The organism is Streptomyces kronopolitis (assembly GCF_050953795.1).
GTDB classification, from domain to species: Bacteria; Actinomycetota; Actinomycetes; order Streptomycetales; family Streptomycetaceae; genus Streptomyces; species Streptomyces kronopolitis_A.
Window position 1 is genome coordinate 1,993,914 of the sequence record NZ_CP191850.1, and the last position, 17,404, is coordinate 2,011,317.

At 73.5% G+C, this 17,404-nt stretch carries 19 protein-coding genes; 7 read left to right on the top strand and 12 right to left on the bottom strand.

Features of this window, described 5'->3' with window-relative positions; genetic code table 11:
- Positions 1-5 precede the first annotated feature (5 nt).
- From ACQP17_RS08700 to ACQP17_RS08715, 4 genes are read right to left on the bottom strand one after another with little or no spacing between them, the layout of a single operon-like run.
- The gene (locus ACQP17_RS08700; protein WP_433855749.1) at positions 6-1,244 is read right to left on the bottom strand and encodes an amidohydrolase family protein; all 1,239 of its coding nucleotides are present in this window, start codon (positions 1,242-1,244) and stop codon (positions 6-8) included.
- Positions 1,241-2,641, bottom strand: a complete 1,401-nt coding sequence (locus ACQP17_RS08705) for an amidohydrolase family protein (protein ID WP_433855750.1) — start codon at positions 2,639-2,641, stop codon at positions 1,241-1,243. The genes ACQP17_RS08700 and ACQP17_RS08705 overlap by 4 nt, the downstream gene beginning before the upstream one ends.
- 13 nt (positions 2,642-2,654) lie before the next feature.
- Entirely contained in the window at positions 2,655-3,548 is an 894-nt protein-coding gene (locus ACQP17_RS08710; protein WP_433855751.1) for an SDR family NAD(P)-dependent oxidoreductase, read from the bottom strand.
- Positions 3,548-4,345, bottom strand: coding sequence for an acetoacetate decarboxylase family protein (locus ACQP17_RS08715; RefSeq protein WP_433855752.1), 798 nt, complete (start codon positions 4,343-4,345; stop codon positions 3,548-3,550). Before ACQP17_RS08715 ends, ACQP17_RS08710 begins: the two co-directional genes overlap by 1 nt.
- Before the next feature lie 113 nt (positions 4,346-4,458).
- Between ACQP17_RS08715 and ACQP17_RS08720 the strand changes: the two genes are divergently transcribed.
- The 6 genes from ACQP17_RS08720 (at position 4,459) to ACQP17_RS08745 (ending at position 10,364) form a co-directional block, all read left to right on the top strand.
- Positions 4,459-5,088: a TetR/AcrR family transcriptional regulator gene (locus ACQP17_RS08720; RefSeq protein ID WP_433855753.1), complete on the top strand. Its 630-nt coding sequence runs from the start codon at positions 4,459-4,461 to the stop codon at positions 5,086-5,088.
- Positions 5,089-5,383: 295 nt separating this feature from the next.
- Complete coding sequence (locus ACQP17_RS08725; RefSeq protein WP_433855754.1) at positions 5,384-6,412, top strand: DEDDh family exonuclease; 1,029 nt, start codon at positions 5,384-5,386, stop codon at positions 6,410-6,412.
- A 63-nt stretch (positions 6,413-6,475) separates the two neighbouring features.
- On the top strand, positions 6,476-6,709 hold the full coding sequence (locus ACQP17_RS08730; RefSeq protein WP_006606380.1) for a hypothetical protein: 234 nt from the start codon (positions 6,476-6,478) through the stop codon (positions 6,707-6,709).
- A gap of 114 nt (positions 6,710-6,823) precedes the next feature.
- Positions 6,824-7,765 carry an SURF1 family cytochrome oxidase biogenesis protein gene (locus ACQP17_RS08735; protein WP_433855755.1) on the top strand — a complete coding sequence of 314 codons (942 nt, stop codon included), beginning with the start codon at positions 6,824-6,826 and terminating at the stop codon, positions 7,763-7,765.
- A gap of 54 nt (positions 7,766-7,819) precedes the next feature.
- The gene (locus ACQP17_RS08740) at positions 7,820-9,604 is read left to right on the top strand and encodes a glycoside hydrolase family 15 protein (protein ID WP_433855756.1); all 1,785 of its coding nucleotides are present in this window, start codon (positions 7,820-7,822) and stop codon (positions 9,602-9,604) included.
- Between the two features lie 4 nt (positions 9,605-9,608).
- On the top strand, positions 9,609-10,364 hold the full coding sequence (locus ACQP17_RS08745; RefSeq protein WP_433855757.1) for an SDR family oxidoreductase: 756 nt from the start codon (positions 9,609-9,611) through the stop codon (positions 10,362-10,364).
- 46 nt (positions 10,365-10,410) lie between these two features.
- Here the strand turns inward: ACQP17_RS08745 and amaP are convergent, their stop codons facing one another.
- The 5 genes from amaP to ACQP17_RS08770 are packed head-to-tail and all read right to left on the bottom strand — an operon-like array spanning position 10,411 to position 12,776.
- Positions 10,411-11,016, bottom strand: coding sequence for an alkaline shock response membrane anchor protein AmaP (gene amaP / locus ACQP17_RS08750; RefSeq protein ID WP_433855758.1), 606 nt, complete (start codon positions 11,014-11,016; stop codon positions 10,411-10,413).
- Between the two features lie 6 nt (positions 11,017-11,022).
- On the bottom strand, positions 11,023-11,700 hold the full coding sequence (locus ACQP17_RS08755; protein ID WP_433855759.1) for a DUF6286 domain-containing protein: 678 nt from the start codon (positions 11,698-11,700) through the stop codon (positions 11,023-11,025).
- Complete coding sequence (locus ACQP17_RS08760) at positions 11,697-12,080, bottom strand: hypothetical protein (protein ID WP_433855760.1); 384 nt, start codon at positions 12,078-12,080, stop codon at positions 11,697-11,699. Before ACQP17_RS08760 ends, ACQP17_RS08755 begins: the two co-directional genes overlap by 4 nt.
- Positions 12,081-12,083: 3 nt before the next feature.
- Positions 12,084-12,281, bottom strand: a complete 198-nt coding sequence (locus tag ACQP17_RS08765; protein WP_364884203.1) for a hypothetical protein — start codon at positions 12,279-12,281, stop codon at positions 12,084-12,086.
- A 36-nt stretch (positions 12,282-12,317) separates the two neighbouring features.
- Positions 12,318-12,776 (bottom strand): Asp23/Gls24 family envelope stress response protein, encoded by a 459-nt coding sequence (locus tag ACQP17_RS08770; protein WP_433855761.1) that lies wholly within the window; start codon positions 12,774-12,776, stop codon positions 12,318-12,320.
- Between the two features lie 221 nt (positions 12,777-12,997).
- Between ACQP17_RS08770 and ACQP17_RS08775 the strand changes: the two genes are divergently transcribed.
- A complete protein-coding gene (locus tag ACQP17_RS08775; protein ID WP_433855762.1) occupies positions 12,998-13,738 on the top strand; it encodes a hypothetical protein in 741 nt (246 codons plus the stop codon).
- Positions 13,739-13,804: 66 nt separating this feature from the next.
- Here ACQP17_RS08775 and ACQP17_RS08780 read toward each other — a convergent pair whose 3' ends face one another.
- The 3 genes from ACQP17_RS08780 to abc-f form a co-directional block, all read right to left on the bottom strand.
- Positions 13,805-14,584, bottom strand: a complete 780-nt coding sequence (locus ACQP17_RS08780; RefSeq protein WP_364884195.1) for an enoyl-CoA hydratase/isomerase family protein — start codon at positions 14,582-14,584, stop codon at positions 13,805-13,807.
- 112 nt (positions 14,585-14,696) lie between these two features.
- A complete protein-coding gene (locus ACQP17_RS08785) occupies positions 14,697-14,918 on the bottom strand; it encodes a helix-turn-helix domain-containing protein (protein ID WP_006606369.1) in 222 nt (73 codons plus the stop codon).
- Between the two features lie 335 nt (positions 14,919-15,253).
- Positions 15,254-16,852, bottom strand: coding sequence for a ribosomal protection-like ABC-F family protein (gene abc-f / locus ACQP17_RS08790; RefSeq protein ID WP_433855763.1), 1,599 nt, complete (start codon positions 16,850-16,852; stop codon positions 15,254-15,256).
- Between the last annotated feature and the right edge of the window lie 552 nt (positions 16,853-17,404).

Genomic DNA, 17,404 nt, shown 5'->3' on the forward strand with positions numbered 1-17,404 from the left:
CGCCGTCACCACACCCGTACCGACCCGCCGGGTGCGAACGCCGGGCTGGTGGCGTCCTCGGGGACCGTGTCCAACGGCTCGGCGATCTCGGCGACGGCCGGGCCGACGCGGGCGGCGAGCGGGGCGAGGAAGTCGAGGTCGAAGCCGTAGACCCGGGCGGCGTTGGTGCCGAGCAGGGCGGCGACCTCCTCGTACGGCAGGCCGGCGTAGGCCAGGCGCAGGGCCTCGCGGGTGTAGGGGTGGGTGCCCTCGTCGTGGGGGTAGTCGCTGCCCCACATGATCTTGTCAAGGCCGATCCGGTGGCGCAGCGGGACCTCGTGCGGGCGCATGAAGCTGGCGCCGACGAAGCAGTGCTCGCGCCACAGCTCCGCCGGGGTGTTGCCCATGGCCTCGGCCAGCCCGGCGCCGAACTTGGCCTCGGCGGTGGCGGCCCGGGACGCGGCCAGCCGGCCGTGGTAGTAGTCCAGCATGTCCAGCACGCCGGGGATCCAGCCGGAGCCCTGTTCGGTGAGGACGAGCCGGAGCCCGGGGTGGCGGCGGAAGGCACCGCCGAAGATCAGGTGCCACAGCGCGCGGTGCGAGAACCAGGTCGTCTCGACCATGAACACGGCACGGGCGGCGGGTTCGTCGCCGAGCGGCGGGGAGGCGGAGCCGCCGTGGTGGTTGACGGGGACCTCCAGTTCCGCGCAGACCGCCCAGAGGGGGTCGTAGACCTCGGAGTGGAGTTCGGGCAGGCCGGAGCCGGGCGGGGTCCCGGGGAGCAGGATGCCGCCGGTGAGACCGGCCTCCTTGGTGCGGCGGACCTCCCGTACGGCCTCGTCGACGTCGTGCAGGAGGATCTGGGCGACGCCGGCCCGCCGACCGGGCGCCCGGCCGCAGAAGTCGGCGAGCCAGCGGTTGTGGGCACGCAGGCCCGCCCAGCGCAGCGCCCGCTCCTCGCCGGTGGGCGCCGGGGCCACCAGGGACGCGGAGGGGAAGAACGGCGGGATGGTGTTGGGGAAGACGACCTCGGCGACGATGCCGTCGGCCTCGAGTTCGGCGAGCCGGCGCGCGGAGTTCCAGTTGCGGTCGGCGGTGTCGGCCAGCAGGTCCTCGTACGGATTGACGTAGGCCGCCGCCCAGGCGTCGAAGGCCTCGTGGTGCCGGGAGGCCAGATATGGCCGGTAGTCGAGGAGGTCGGCGCCGGCGTGGCAGTCGGCGGAGATGACGGTGTGGCGCTCCGCGGTCCGGCGCTCCTCGGTCATCGGTCGGCCCCCAGTACCGGGAAGTCGTGGTCGGTCAGCCAGTGGCGGCCCGTCTCGCGCGAGCGGGCCCACGAGGCCTCGACGGCCCGCTGGTCGGCGGACTGGCCGAGTCCGGCCGGGGTGGGGCCGATGCGGCCGGCCAGCGGGGCCAGGGCGGCGGTGTCGAAGCCGAAGACCTCGGCGGCGGACAGGCCGAGCATCCGCCGGGTCTCGGCCACCGGGATGTCGTGGAAGGTCTTCGTCAGCCAGCCGCGGGTGTCGGGCCAGGTGCCCTCGGGGTGCGGGAAGTCGCTGCCCCACAGGATGTTGTCGACGCCGATCTCGTAGCGCTGGGCGAGTTCGCGGCGCTTGGTGTTGGTGGCGCAGACGAAGACCTGCCGGTCGAGGTACTCGTGCGGCGGGCGGGTGAGGGCGGCGAACGGGGAGAGCTTCTTGCCGCCGTGGGCGCCCAGGTAGAGGCGGTCCATGAACCACAGGAGGTTGGGGAGCCACCAGCAGCCGGATTCGGCGATGCCGAACCGCAGACCCGGGTGGCGCTCGAAGACGCCGGACCACAGCAGGAACCACAGCGGGCGGGCCGGCCACCAGGTCACCTCGGAGACGAAGATCCCCAGGTGGTCCCCGTACTCGTGGCGGGGCGAGGACCCGGAGTGGGTCAGCACCGGCATCGCGCACTCGGCGGCCGCCGCCCACACCGGGTCGTAGCGGCGGTCGTGGTACGGCGCGTGGGCGCCCCACATGGCGGGGATCATCAGGGCGCCGAGCCCGGACTCCCGGGCCCGGTGGATCTCCTCGACGACGGTGCCGTCCTCGGCCGTGACCGGCAGCAGGGCGACGCCGCAGTGCCGTTCGGGGTGCGCGGAGACGAAGTCGGCGAGCCAGCGGTTGTGCGCCCGGGCGCCCGCCATGCCCAGATCCGGGTCCTGGTCGCCGGAGAGGCCCAGGCCCACGCCGAAGGGGGCGGCCGTCCCGCTGTCGACGGCGTCCGCGTCCGGGAAGACGACCTCCGCCGCCACCCCGTCACCGTCGAGCTCCTTGATCCGCTGCGCGGGATCCCAGCCGCCGCGCAGGCCCTCCTCGTGGTCACGGAACCAGCGCTCGGCGAAGGCGTCGTTGCGGATGCCCAGGCGGGTGGCCTCCGCGCGGCGGGCGTCGCGCTGCCCGAGGAACTCGTCGAAGGCGCGGTGGAATCGGGTCTCCAGATAGGGGCGGTACTCCTCGGTGGGGAGTCCGGCGTGGCAGTCGGAGGAGATGATCAGGTACGGCTCGTCCGGGCCTTGCCGCGCACCGGCGCGCGGGTGGGCCGGGCGCTGGCCCTGCCCGGCGTCCTGGCGCTGCCCGGGGAGCCGGCCCCGCTCGGGGAACGGCCGGTCCGGGGAACCCTGCGGGTCCGTCATGGCGGAACCTCCCTCAGTCGTCCGGGTCGAGGATGAAGTGCTCCAGATACGCCGGGGCGGAGCGGTCCAGCATCGAGGCGGACCGTGCCCTGATCTGCGCGTCGGTGTGTGCGGCGGGCGGCAGCAGCCAGAAGCGGCCGGCGCGGACGCCGTCCACGACCTGCTCCGCGACGTCCTCCAGGGGCGTGAAGGCGACCTCGCGGCCGGCCTCCTTCATCGCCGCCTCCCACTGCGCCAGGCTGCGGTAGGGGGTGCGGCGCGGCCGGGTCTTGGCGTAGCGCTCGGGCCGGTTGCGGTGCGACTCCCACAGGCCGGTGCGCAGCATGTGCGGGCCCGGGAAGAGCACCGAGGCGCCGACGGAGGCGCCCTCGGCCGTCAGATGCGCGTACAGCGACTCGGTCATGGTCACCACGGCCGCCTTGGTGACGGCGTAGACGGACGCGGTGGGCAGCGGCGCGACCCCGCCGTCGGTCGAGGAGGTGTTGACGACGTGACCGGGCTGCCCGCCCGCCAGCATCCGGGGCACGAAGCACTGCACGCCGTGGAAGACGCCCCAGATGTTGACCGCGAACGCCCATTCCCAGTCGCGCGGGTCGTGCTCCCACATCCGCCCCTCGGCGCCGGAGCCCACCCCCGCGTTGTTGCACAGCAGATGGACCGCGCCGAAGGCGTCGTACGCGGCGTCGGCGAGCGCCTCGACCTCGTCGCGGACACTGACGTCCACGGTGTGCGCCAGCACCCGGGCGCCCTGTGCCGCCAGTTCGTCGGCGGCGGCGCGCAGCGGCTCGCGCGCCACGTCCGCGAGGACGACGCTCAGCCCCTCCGCGGCGAAGCGGCGCGCCATGGCCAGACCGATCCCGCTCGCGGCGCCGGTGACGACCGCGACCTGTCCCGCCCGCAGTTCCATCAGGCGCTCCCCTCGGGCGGGCCGTCGAGCAGCTGCTGCGGATCGTCGTAGCGCTGGTGGACGTAGGGCAGCAGGTCCCGGGCGTCGACCCGCTCGACGACCCGGCCCCGCTGGTCGCTGGTCTTCTCGCCGAGGGTGAGCTCGACCAGGCTGCGGACGGGGAGGTCGGCGACGGGGTCGTAGCGCGACTCCCGCAGGACGACCTCACCGGTGACCTTCTCCAGGGTGCGCACCTTCTCGTGGCGCAGGCAGTGCACCAGCACCGGGTCGGCGTCGAACCCCGAACCGTCCACGCCGGGCAGGAACTTGAAGTAGAAGTCCGTCTTCGCGGCGGGCTCCGGCACCGGCAGCGGGCCGCTCACCTCGCCGCGTATCTCGACGAAGGCGATGCCGTGCCGGACGAGCGCGGCGCGCACCGCCCGGCCGTCGCGCTCGACGGTGACCTCGCCCAGCTTCTTCGGCTCGCCGAAGACCTCACGGCCGCCGGTCAGGGCCCGCTCGTGGGTCATCGGCATGACGAGCGGATACCAGCCGGCGGTGCCGCGGTGCGCGGCCGCGACGGCCACCGAGCCCGCGCCCAGGGGGTAGCCGGGCAGCTCGACCCGGCTGATGGTGGCCCGGACCAGGGGGCGTCCGGTGGGGACGAGCGGCGGCGGCAGCACGGCCGCGACCGCCTCCGGGTCGCTCTCCCATACGGCGACCACGCCGGTGGACCAGATGTCGGGAATCCGCGAGCCGGCGCTGCGCGCCGCGGTCATCTCCGCCTCGGTCCGCGCTCCGTAACGTACGCGTGCCATGAACTACCACCCTTCGCCGTCGTGACTTACGGGGGTCGTGCCAGGCGCCTGTAACACTGTTACACCGCGCCGCGCGAAGGGTAAAGAGGAAAGAAGGAAAGGGAGTTGGGGACATGACACGCAGCGCGCTGACCGGCGAGGAGGTGCTGACGGCCGCCGCCCGGCTGGTGCGGGCGCACGGGCCCGCGGCGCTGACCATGCGCCGGCTCGCCACGGAGCTGGGCACCGCCGTCACCTCCATCTACTGGCACGTCGGCAACCGCGAGTCGCTGCTGGACGCGCTCGTGGAGCGCACCGTGCGGGAGATGGGCGAGATCCACCCCACGGGACGCACCCCGCACGCGCGCGTCGTCTCGGTCGCCCGGGCGCTGTACACGGCGCTGCGCGAGCGCCCGCAGCTCATCGCGATGGTGCACGAACGCGGCCTGACGGAACGGATGTTCCTGCCCGCGCAGCAGGCGCTGGTCCACGAGATGCACGCCGCCGGACTGTGCGGCGAGACGGCCGCCGAGGCGGTGCGGGCCGTCCAGTTCCAGGTCGTCGGCTTCGTCCTGGTCGAGCGCAACCGGGAGCGCTCGCCGCAGCAGCACCCGAGCGAGGGCGAACTGTGGGACTCCCCCACCGCCGGCCACGATCCGGCACTGGCCCGCGCACTGGCCGGCCCGGTCGACACGGAGCGGCTGTTCGGCGTCGCACTGGAGGCCCTGGTGCGGTCGCTGCTACTCCGCCCCGGCGGAGGCTGAACGAGAGGTACCTGACGGTTCGCCGTAACCGGTGGCCGAGCATGGAGCGGCCCGCCGGATTGTGGGATTTCTTCCGCGGGGCCCCGTAGGTGGGGATTTCCTTCGGGCGGTGGGCGGGTGAGGAGCGCAGCCTCAGGCCTCCCAAGCCCGTCCCCCGGCCCCTGTCCGCCCCCTTCCGGCCCTCCGTCAACTCGTGCTCCCGTCCGGGATTTGTGGTGGTGTCGGGTGTGCGGTGGGGTGGTAGGGGTGATGGCGGTTCGGTGGCTGTCGGTGTCGGCCCGTATCCTCAGTGACCATGCTCGAAGACCGCATGGCAGCAGCCGACCCGATCGCGCCGAAGATCGGGCAGCAGCCGGGCCCGCAGACGCCGCCGGCTCACTGGCCGTCCGCGTATCCCCAGGGGTACGCGGTGGTCGACGTGGAGACCACGGGCCTGGCCCGGGACGACCGGATCATCTCCGCCGCCGTGTACCAACTCGACGCCCAGGGCGAGGTCCAGGACCACTGGTACACGCTCGTCAACCCGCAGCGGGATCCGGGGCCGGTCTGGATCCACGGGCTGACCAGCTCCGTGCTCGCCGACGCCCCGCTCTTCCCGGACATCGTCCCCGAGCTGTCCCAGCGGCTGGAGGACCGGGTGCTGGTCGCCCACAACGCCATGTTCGACTGGTCGATGATCGCCCGTGAGTACGCCCGCGCCGCGGCGACCGCCCCGGTGCGCCAGCGGCTGTGCACCATCGCCCTGTCGAAGGAGCTGCGGCTGCCGCTGCCCAATCACAAGCTGGAATCGCTCGCCTCCCATTACGGCGTGGTGCAGCAGCGCGCCCACCATGCGCTGGACGACGCCCGGGTGCTGGCCGAGGCGTTCCGGCCCAGTCTGCGGCGGGCCGCGCGGGAGAATCTGCGGCTGCCGCTGCTGACCTGCCAGCCGCTGACGGAATGGTCGGACGCCCCCGCGCCCCGGCAGCATCCCACCACCTCGTCGTACCGCCCCACGACCTGGCGGCCGTCCCGTAAGCGCCCGGCGTGCCCCTACCCCAACCCGGGGCGCTACGAGGAGGGCGGCCGGCTCGTCCAGGGGATGCGGGTCGCCTTCTCCGGCGACACCTCCGTGGACCGCGAGCTGCTGGAGGACCGGGCCGTCGAGGCGGGGCTGCATGTCGCCACGAGCGTGTCCCGGCTGACCAGCCTGCTGGTGACCAACGACCCCGACGCCCGGACGTCCAAGACCGCCAAGGCCGCCTCGTTCGGCACGGTCGTGATCGACGAGGCGGCCTTCATGCAACTGCTCCAGGACGTGGCACCGGCGCCCGCGTCCGGGTGAAGCCCGGTCAACACACCCGCCACCGCCTCGCCCGGCGCGAGTGACGCCCGCACCCTGTGGCGCATGGCACGTTGTGAGGTCTGCGGAAACGAATACGGCATGACGTTCGAGGTGCACGCGCAGGGCGCGGTGCATGTCTTCGACTGTTTCGCCTGCGCCATCCACCGCATGGCGCCGATCTGTGAGCACTGCCGATGCCAGATCATCGGCCAGGGCGTCGAGGCCGACCAGAAGTGGTACTGCGGCGCCCACTGCGCCCGCTCCGACGGGAGGGTGGGCATCGTCGACCGGGTGTGAGCCGGCGGAGCCGGGGGCCCGGTAAGCCCGCGGGCGGGGGCCGGCGGGACCGCCCGGCGGACCCGGCGGCCCCCGCCGCCCCGGGGCCGGGGCGCCCCAGGTACCGTCGGAGCCGTGTACCGCTTCCTGTTGTCCCGGCAGTGGGTGATCGTCACCCTCGTGGCTCTCGTGCTGATCCCCGTCATGATCAAGCTGGGCTTCTGGCAGCTCCACCGCCACCAGCACAAGGTGGCGCAGAACCAGCTCATCGCGAAGAGCCTGGCGGCCCGCCCGGTCCCGGTCACCGACCTGACCGCCCCCGGCCGGACCCTCCCGCGGCACGACATGTGGCGCACGGTCACCGCCACCGGCACCTTCGACACCGCGCACGAGGTCGTGGTCCGCCAGCGCACCGCCGCCGACGAGCAGAGCATCGGCTACTACGTCCTCAGCCCGCTGGTGCTGGGCGACGGCCGGGCCGTGCTGGTCAACCGCGGCTGGATCTCGGCGGGCGACGACCTCACCAAGTTCCCGGACGTCCCGGCCGCCCCCAGGGGCAAGGTCACCGTGACCGGCCGGATGATGGCCGACGAGACCACCGCGTTCAGCGGGATCAAGGACACCAAGGGCCTGCCCCCGCGCCAGATCATGCTGATCAACAGCGAGGAGCAGGCGAAGCGGGTCGGCCGGCCGACCCTCGGCGGCTACATCGAGCAGACCGGGCCCAAGCCGGCCGGCGGCTCTCCGGAGCTGGTCCCCGAGCCGGACCACGACTCCATCGGCCCGCACATGGCGTACGCGGTCCAGTGGTGGCTGTTCGCGGCGGCGGTCCCGGTCGGCTGGATCATCCTCGTCCGCCGTGAGCGCCAGGACCGCGCGGAGGCCGCGGCCAAGGAGGCGCGGGAGGCCGCCGAGCCCCGCGAGAGCGACGACGCCGGGAACGGCGCGGACGGCACGGACGGCAACGGCGAGGACGGCCGGACCGGCGCATCCGACGAGATCGGCGAGACCGCCGGGACCGCCGAGCGCACCGAGGCCGCCGCCACCGGCGAGGCCCCCGCCGCCGCCCGCGGGTAGCCCGGACAGCCGCCCCACCGCGTAGCGCGGGCGCCGGGCGGGAAGATCCGAGGCGTGCATCCACATATCGAGGACTACGCGCTCATCGGCGATCTGCAGACCGCCGCCCTCGTCGGCCGCGACGGCTCCATCGACTGGCTGTGCCTGCCCCGCTTCGACTCCGGCGCCTGCTTCGCGGCGCTCCTGGGCGGCAAGGGCAACGGCCACTGGCGGGTGGCCCCCCGGTCCGAGGAGGCGACCGCGCAGCGCTCCTACCGCGGTGACTCGCTGATCCTCGACACGGTGTGGGAGACCCCCACCGGCAGCGTCCGGGTGGTCGACTTCATGCCGCAGCGCGACCGCGCGCCCGATGTCGTACGGATCGTGGAGGGCCTGCGCGGCAGCGTCGAGATGCGCAGCGAGCTGCGGCTGCGTTTCGACTACGGGCGGGTGGTGCCCTGGGTGCGCGCCGCGGAGGGTGCCCGGGTCGCGGTCGCCGGGCCGGACTCCGTCTGGCTGCGCACCCCGCCGCAGAGCAGCACCTACGGCAAGGACTTCAGCACCCGCTCGGACCTCACCGTCGCCGAGGGCGAGCAGGCCGCGTTCGTGCTGACCTGGCACCCCTCCCACGAGCCGCGGCCGACCCCGATCGACCCGTACACGGCGCTCCAGGACACCCTGGACGACTGGCACGCCTGGTCGGGCCGCTGCCGCTACAACGGGCCCTACCGCGAGGCCGTGATGCGCTCGCTGATCACCCTCAAGGCGCTCACCTACGCGCCGACCGGCGGCATCGTGGCGGCCCCCACCACCTCGCTGCCCGAGGAGCTGGGCGGCGTGCGCAACTGGGACTACCGCTACTGCTGGCTGCGCGACGCCAGCCTCACCCTGAACTCCCTGCTGTCCGCCGGCTATCTGGAGGAGGCCGGAGCGTGGCGGGACTGGCTGCTGCGGGCGGTGGCCGGCGCCCCCGACGATCTGCAGATCATGTACGGGCTGGCCGGTGAGCGGCGGCTGCCGGAGGCCGAGCTGCCGTGGCTGACCGGGTACTGCGACTCCGCGCCGGTGCGGATCGGCAACGCCGCCGTCGAGCAGCGCCAGCTCGACGTCTACGGCGAGGTGCTCGACTCCTTCCACATCGCGCGGATGGCCGGACTGCCGTCGGAACCGCACGCCTGGAGCATCCAGCGCGCCCTGACGGAGTATCTGGAGTCCACCTGGCGCGACCCCGACGAGGGGCTGTGGGAGATCCGCGGGCCGCGCCGGCACTTCGTGCACTCCAAGGTCATGGCCTGGGTCGCGGCCGACCGGGCGGTGCGGGCGATCGAGGCGAATCCGAGGTACGGCGGGGACGCCGACCGCTGGCGGGCGATGCGCGAGGACGTCCACCGCGAGGTGTGCGAGCGTGGTTACGACGCCGAGCGCGGCACCTTCACCCAGTTCTACGGCTCGAAGGAGCTGGACGCCGCGACCCTGCTGATCCCCCGGGTCGGCTTTCTACCCGCGGACGACCCGCGGGTGCTGAGCACCATCGACACGGTGCGCCGGGAGCTGACGCACGACGGGCTGGTCCGCCGCTACAGCACCGAGGGCGGCTCGGTCGACGGGCTGCCGGGCGGCGAGGGCACCTTCCTGGTCTGCTCGTTCTGGCTCGCCGACGCGCTCCAGCTGAGCGGCCGGCGCGACGAGGCCCGGGAGATGTTCGAGCGGCTGCTGGACCTGCGCAACGACCTGGGGCTGCTCTCCGAGGAGTACGACCCGGCGGCCGGGCGCCAGCTGGGCAACTTCCCGCAGGCCTTCAGCCACATCGGCCTGGTGGGGACCGCCTTCGGGCTCCTCGACGGGGAGACGGCAGACTAGGGCCATGGATCTCGGACTCACTGACCGGACGTACCTGCTCACCGGGGCGACCCGCGGTCTCGGCTTCGCCACCGCCCGTGCGCTGGTCGCCGAAGGCGCCCGCGTGGTCGTCACCGGCCGCACCGAGGAGAGCGCGGCCGCGGCCGCCGCCGAGCTGGGCGAACGCGCCCTGGGGGTGGCGGCCGACAACGCCGACGCCGGTGCCGCCGACCGCCTGCTGGCGACGGCCCGCGAGCGCTTCGGCCGGCTGGACGGCGTGCTCATCAGCGTGGGCGGCCCGGCACCCGGCAGCGCCGCCGACACCACCGACGCCCAGTGGCAGTCGGCCTTCGACTCGGTGTTCCTCGGCGCGGTGCGGCTGGCCCGGGCGGCCGCCGCCGAGCTGCCGGAGGGCGGGGTGATCGGCATGGTGCTGTCCGGGTCGGTGCACGAGCCGATCAGCGGCCTGACCGTCTCCAACGGGCTCCGCCCGGGGCTGGCCGGCTTCGCCAAGTCGCTGGCCAACGAGGTGGGGCCGCGCGGCATCCGCGTCCTGGGGGTGCTGCCCGGCCGGATCGCCACCGACCGGATGACCCAGCTCGACGCGCTCTCCGGCGACCCGGAGGCCAGCCGCGCCCGCAACTGCGCGGCCATCCCGCTGGGCCGCTACGGCACTCCGGAGGAGTTCGGCCGGACCACGGCGTTCCTGCTGTCGCCGGCCGCCTCGTACGTCACCGGGGTGATGGTGCCGGTGGACGGCGGGGCCCGGCGCGGCTTCTGACGCGCCGCCGGGGGCCGGCGCCTTCGCCCGGCGCCCCGGGCAGGCCCTAACTGACCCGCTCGGGCCGGTGCTTGACCGCACGCAGCCGGACCTCGGCCGGCAGCTGTTCGAGCCCGGCCGACCGGCGGGCGTGCGCCATCGCCTCGTGGGACAGCCGCCGCAGGACGGTTTTGGGGTCGGCGTGCGGGGTCAGCGCAAGCAGCCCCCGCACCCGGGGCGCGGTCCGGCGGCCGGTCAGCACCACACCGGCCCGGTCGACGCCGTCCAGGGACTCCGTCTCGGCCGCGAGGGCCGCCGCCAGCGCCCGCCCGCGCAGGGCGGCGCCCTCGCCGTCGCCGCTGTCGACGAGGATCTCCTGCAGCCGGTGGCGCCGCAGCTGGGACAGCAGCCACCACAGCATCAGCAGCACGAAGACGGCCAGGGCGGCGATGACGACCGGCCACCACCAGCCCTGCTGCGTCCAGCGGGTGCGGTCGCGCGCGGGGAGCAGCACCGCGCCGGGACCGTGCCAGGGCCAGCCGGCGGGCAGGTGGAGATGCCACTTCGCGGGCAGGCCCAGGCCGCCGAACAGCACCGCGGCGCCGGTGCCGCACAGCACCGCTCCGGCCAGACCGAGCAGCACCCGGTTGATCGTTCCACGCACCCTGTGCATCCGTACTCACCCCTTCTTCGGGCGCCGGACGCGCACCGTCAGACGCAGCCGGCGTGCCAGCCCGAGCTGTCGCAGCCCCTCGCCGAGGGAGACATCGAGGTCGCCGCGGACCTCGTCCAGCTCGCGGAAGTGGGAGACGGCCCGCGCTTTGGCCTTGCGGCGGCCGACCTTCATCCGTACGGACTGGACGCCCGCGACCTCCATGGCCCGGTCGCGCAGCACCAGCGCGGCGGCGGCCCGGTCCAGCCCGGCCCGGACGTCCGGTACCGACCGCCGCATCGGCAGCACCTGACGCAGCCCGGGGGTGACGGCCAGCACGAACAGCCAGCTGCCGAGGACCACGGCGAGCGCCGCGGCGCCCAGCACCCAGGGGCTGTCGAGCGGGCGGGTGGCCAGTTCATGGGCGAGGCGCCGGCGCCAGACCATCGAGGAGTGGTGGGCGCGCACCGCGGCCACGTCGTAGAGCAGCAGACCGGCGGCGGCCAGCAGCAGCAGCGCGACCACGGCGGCCGGCACCCGGCGGGCCGACCAGAAGCGCCCGTCGCGGCCGTCGTCGCCGGTGTCCGTCGCGGTCTCGTCCGGACCGGTCCGCGCCGCGCCGTCCGCCGGGTCCGTGGTGTCCTCGGTCTTGTCGAGCGTGGGCAGCCGCCGGGTGTCCGCCGGCCGTGCCTCGTCGTCGCTCATCGCACCCTCCCGCGGTCGGTACGGTCCAGCTGCGGTGAGTGCAGCCGCTCGACCTCCACCGCGACCTCGGGCACCGTCATGTTCGCCAGCGTCTGCACCCGCTCGGTGACCTGACGGCGCACCACACGGCTGTGCGCACCGATGTCGCAGGGGTAGCCCAGCTCCATGGCGATGCGCACCCGTGCCTCGCCGAAGTACTGCCGCTCCTCGCGCCGGTGCACGGTCACGGTCGCATGGGCGTCGGTCCGGTCCCGCGGCGACTCGCGGCGCAGTGCCTCCCGGGCCGCCTGGGCGGCGATCTTCGCCACCACCCGGTCCGCGATCCTGGTCGAGCCCCGCTCACCCGCCGCCACCGCGCCGGGCGGGGACACCGTCGTCACCCCTCACCGCCGCCGGTCGTCGCGGTCGCTGCTGCGCGGACGGAAGAACTCGCCGGCCTCCAGATCCCCGTCGAGGAATCGGCCGACCACGAACCCGATGACGCCCAGCGCCGCCACCAGGACGAAGGCGCCGAAGCCGCCGAAGTATCCGGCGAAGCCCAGCGCCATGCCGGCCAACAGACCGGCCACGGCCATGCTCATCGTGCGCTCCTTCGCTGCCGCTTGGGACGGACCCGGCTACTGGAGCCGCGGCTCACCCTCGTCATCGTCGTCCGCCTCGTCGGGGAGCTTCACATCGCTGACCGCGATGTTGACCTCGACGACCTCCAGGCCCGTCATCCGCTCCACCGCCGCGATGACGTTCTCCCGCACCGACCGCGCGACATCCGCGATGGCGACGCCGTAATCGACCACGATCTCCAGGTCCAGCGCGGTCTGCACCTCGCCGACCTCGGCCTTGACCCCGCGGGTGGCGGTCGCCGAACGGCCGCCGCCGGGCACCCGGTCGCGGACCGCGCCGAGCGTGCGGGCCAGGCCGCTGCCCATGGCGTGCACCCCGAGGACGTCCCGGGCCGCGAGTCCGGCGATCTTCTCCACGACACCGTCGGCGATGGTGGTCCGCCCACGGGTGGCGGGGTCGCCGCCGCCCCGCTTGGTCGGGGTCCGGGGTGCCACGTCCTGCTGGCTCTCGCTCATCGCCGTATGTCCCTTTCCGCCGGGAGAAGCGGTCCGCCCGCTCCGCTGCCCACAGTAGGTCCGGTTTGTCCGGATCGCTCCGGGGATGCGGCAGCGGAGTGCTCCCCACGACGCCGTCGGCACACCGCACCGCCGCGGGGGCCGGTCTGCGGCAGTGTGGGACGTGGACCGGGACGTGCCCGGAAGAGGTCCGGGGACCTGCCGGGAGAAGGGGTGACGCGGTGGCCGCGAACCAGTGGGCGCAGGCGGTACGGGCACAGCTCGACATCGGCCGGGTGCTGCCGCTCGGCGGACCCGCCGACGGCTCGTGGATCACCGAGCGGGCCGCCGCCGGGGCCCTGCTCAGGGCCGCCGGGACACCGGCCGGGGTCCGCCCGGGGACGCTGCGGCTGTCGGTCGCCGACCCCGGCCGTGCGCCGCAGCCGGCGGTGCCGGCGCCGCCTAGCGGGCTGCCGCCGGGCCCGCTGCGGATCGAGGCGGACTTCGCCGCCGCCGGTGACCGGCCGCTGCCCGCGGTCGCCGACCAGGTACGGGCGGCGCTGCTGGAGGCGTCGGTCCGGGAGCTGGGGCTGGTGGTGGGCGTGGTGGACCTGCGGGTCAGCGGGCTGCTGGACGGGGCCTCCGCGGAAGAGGCAGCCGGGCCGCCCGAGACACCGCCCGAACCGGCGGAGGGCCCGACCGCCGCGCCGGTGAAGGAAGGACGCGGCGGCGCGACCCAGGACGGAGCGGCCGGGATCGCCGCGCTCGTGCTGGGTGTCGACGGCGTCGCCCGGCTGGCACCCGCGCTCGGCCCGTCGCGTCCGGTGGCCCTCACCGGCGGGCATGCGCTGATCCAGCTGGCGACCGCGCCCGGCCACCGGGCGCTGGATGTCGCGGCCGCCGTGCGACGGACGGTGGCGAGCGCCCCGCCCGCGGTGTCGACGGTCGCCGTGCTGGTCACGGCGGTGGAGCAGCAGAACTGAGCACGGCCGGCCGGGGCGCCCGCGGGCACCCCGGCCGGCCGTGTCCCGCGCTCTTCGCGCCGGGCGCTACTCCCCCACGCCCGCCAGGTCGCGCAGCCGGCGTGCCTGCGCGGCCCGCTCGGCGGTGCGCTGCTCCTCGTAGCTGCGGCCCGCGGCACCGGCCAGCAGGGCTTTGGTCTCGATCACGGCGTCCCGCGGCGCGGCGGTGAGTGCGGCGGCCAGATCGGCCACCGCGCCGTCGAGCTCCTCGACGGGCACCACAAGATTGGCGAGGCCGATCCGCTCGGCCTCCTCGGCATGTACGAAGCGCCCGGTGGCGCAGATCTCCAGCGCCCGGGCATAGCCCACCAGCCCGACCAGCGGATGGGTGCCGGTCAGGTCCGGTACGAGGCCCAGGCTGGTCTCGCGCATGGCGAACTGGACGTCCGGCGCGACCACCCGCAGATCGCAGGCGAGCGCGAGCTGGAAGCCCGCACCGATGGCGTGCCCCTGCACGGCGGCGATGGACACCAGGTCGGTGCGCCGCCACCAGGTGAACGCCTCCTGGTACTCGGCGATGGTGTCGTCCAAGGCACTGTCCGTGCCGCGGGCGAGATCGATGAACGACGGCTCGCCGTCGAAGCCCTCGGGCGTGAACGCCTGACGGTCCAGACCCGCGGAGAAGGACTTGCCCTCACCGCGCAGCACCACGACCCGTACGTTTCCCGGCAGCAGCGAGCCCGCTTCGGCGAGCGCCCGCCACATGGCCGGAGACTGCGCATTGCGCTTGGCCGCGTTGGCGAGGGTCACCGTGGCGATGGCATCGTCCACGGTGAGTCGCACACCGTCCTTGTCGAGCAGGGTCATCAGCGCCTCCGAGTCAGCCAGCCGCACCTGCGTGCGTAAGTGACTGAACGGTAACCTCCCGGCCGGCGGCTTCACCGACCGGGGGGAGACCGTTGCACTCAAGGCGTGGCCGTCAGGCCGAAGCGGCCTTCTTGCCCCTCGTGGCACCGCCACGACCGCGCAGGACCACACCGGATTCGCTGAGCATCCGGTGCACGAATCCATAGGAGCGGCCGGTTTCCTCGGCCAGCGCCCGGATGCTCGCACCGGAGTCGTACTTCTTCTTCAGGTCTGCCGCGAGCTTCTCGCGCGCGGCGCCGGTTACCCGGCTGCCCTTCTTCAGAGTCTCGGCCACCCGTGCCTCCTCGTGGGAAGTGCGCTCTGGACTCTCATGATCACCCCTCCCCGGCTTCCTGGCCACCCATTCCGCAAGGTCTCTACGACATCCTTTGCCGTCGGACACCCCGCCGACCGGCCCGGAACGCCTGATTCCGACTGCCCGGAAGGCCCCCCGCGCCCGGATTTCCCCGAGAAGTGGCAGGTCAGGTGGTATGCGGCCGAAAAGGTGAGGGCCGGGCCCCATGGGCCCGGCCCTTCGCCGCAGGCTCGCCGGTGTACGAGCCGTTCTCACTCAGATGATGGATCACACATCGGCCGAATGATCCATACGGCATGATCCATCCGCCGCGGTCAGGCCAGCGCGACCAGATCCGCGTAGTCCTGGCCCCACAGGTCCTCGACGCCGTCGGGCAGCAGGATGATCCGCTCCGGCTCCAGCGCGTCCACGGCTCCCTCGTCGTGCGACACCAGGACCACCGCACCCGTGAAGGTGTGCAGCGCGCCGAGGATCTCCTCGCGGCTGGCCGGGTCGAGGTTGTTGGTGGGCTCGTCGAGCAGCAGGACGTTCGCGGAGGAGACGACCAGGGTCGCCAGGGCGAGCCGGGTCTTCTCGCCGCCCGAGAGCACCCCGGCGGGCTTGTCGACGTCGTCCCCGGAGAAGAGGAAGGAACCCAGCGTCTTGCGGATCGCGACCAGGTCCATGTCCGGGGCGGCGGAGCGCATGTTCTCCAGGACCGTGCGGTCGGGGTCCAGGGTCTCGTGCTCCTGGGCGTAGTAGCCGAGCTTGAGGCCGTGCCCGGGGCGGACCTCGCCGGTATCCGGGGTCTCGACGCCGGCCAGCAGCCGCAGCAGGGTGGTCTTGCCGGCACCGTTCAGACCGAGGATGACGACCCGGGAGCCCTTGTCGATGGCCAGGTCGACATCGGTGAAGATCTCCAGCGAACCGTAGGACTTCGACAGGCCCTCGGCGGTCAGCGGGGTCTTGCCGCAGGGCGCCGGGTCCGGGAAGCGCAGCTTGGCGACCTTGTCGGAGGCGCGCACCGCCTCCAGACCGGCCAGCAGCTTGTCGGCGCGCTTGGCCATGTTCTGCGCGGCGACGGTCTTGGTGGCCTTCGCCCGCATCTTGTCGGCCTGGGTGTTGAGCGCGGCGGCCTTCTTCTCGGCGTTCGCCCGCTCGCGCTTGCGGCGCTTCTCGTCGGCCTCGCGCTGCTGCTGGTAGAGCTTCCAGCCCATGTTGTAGATGTCGATCTGGGAGCGGTTGGCGTCCAGATAGAAGACCTTGTTGACGACGGTCTCGACCAGGTCGACATCGTGGGAGATCACGATGAAGCCGCCGCGGTAGGTCTTGAGGTAGTCGCGCAGCCAGACGATGGAGTCGGCGTCGAGGTGGTTGGTCGGCTCGTCGAGCAGCAGGGTGTCGGAGTCCGAGAACAGGATCCGGGCCAGCTCGACGCGGCGGCGCTGACCACCGGAGAGGGTGTGCAGCGGCTGGCCGAGGATCCGGTCGGGCAGGCCCAGGCTGGCGGCGATGGTCGCGGCCTCCGCCTCGGCGGCGTACCCGCCCTTGGTCAGGAACTCCGTCTCCAGGCGCTCGTACTTGCGCATGGCCTTCTCGCGGGTGGCGCCCTTGCCGTTCGCCATCCGGTCCTCGTTCTCGCGCATCTTGCGCAGCACGGAGTCCAGATCGCGGGCGGACAGGATGCGATCGCGGGCCAGCACGTCGAGATCGCCGGTGCGCGGGTCCTGCGGCAGATAGCCGACCTCGCCACCGCGGGTGACCGTGCCGGCGGCGGGGATGCCCTCCCCGGCCAGCACCTTGGTGAGGGTGGTCTTGCCGGCGCCGTTACGGCCCACCAGGCCGATGCGGTCGCCCTTGGCGATACGGAAGGAGGCGGACTCGATGAGAACGCGGGCGCCGGCACGCAGCTCAAGGCCGGAGGCGGTGATCACGGGAAAACTCCAGGGTCGGAAAGACGGCGGATTGGACGGACGGTCCGAGAGCGAGCTGCGCCGTCTAATGAACCCAAGGGAGAACTGCCATGGGAGGCAGTCTAACGAACCTCTGCAAGTGCTTTTCCTCCCACGTTTTTGTCTTTCCCGCCGCGGGTGGGGGTTTCTCGCCGTTTTGCCGGTCCGCTGCGCTTGGCCGGCTTCCCGCGTTGTCGGCCTTCCCGCCGTTGCGCCTGCCGGTCCGCTGCGCTTGGCCTCGGCCCCGTTTCTGCCCTTCCCGCCGTTGCGCCTGCGGCGGGCGGGTCCGCTGCGCGGGGCTGTTGGGTGCGGTGACGGACCTCCGGGGCCTGGTGTGTGGACTGCTTCGCTTTACGTCCACACACCAGGCCCCTCCGGCCCGCCCCCTCCCGTTGTGGGAGGGAAGGACGGCCGGTGGGGGTGAACGTAAGTGGTGCGGTGCACCTTGTCGGTCACGGTGAAACGGCCTGTGTACGCCCGCCCCCACCCACCGAAACTTCTCCCTCCCACGGGAGGGGACGGGCCGGAGGGGTC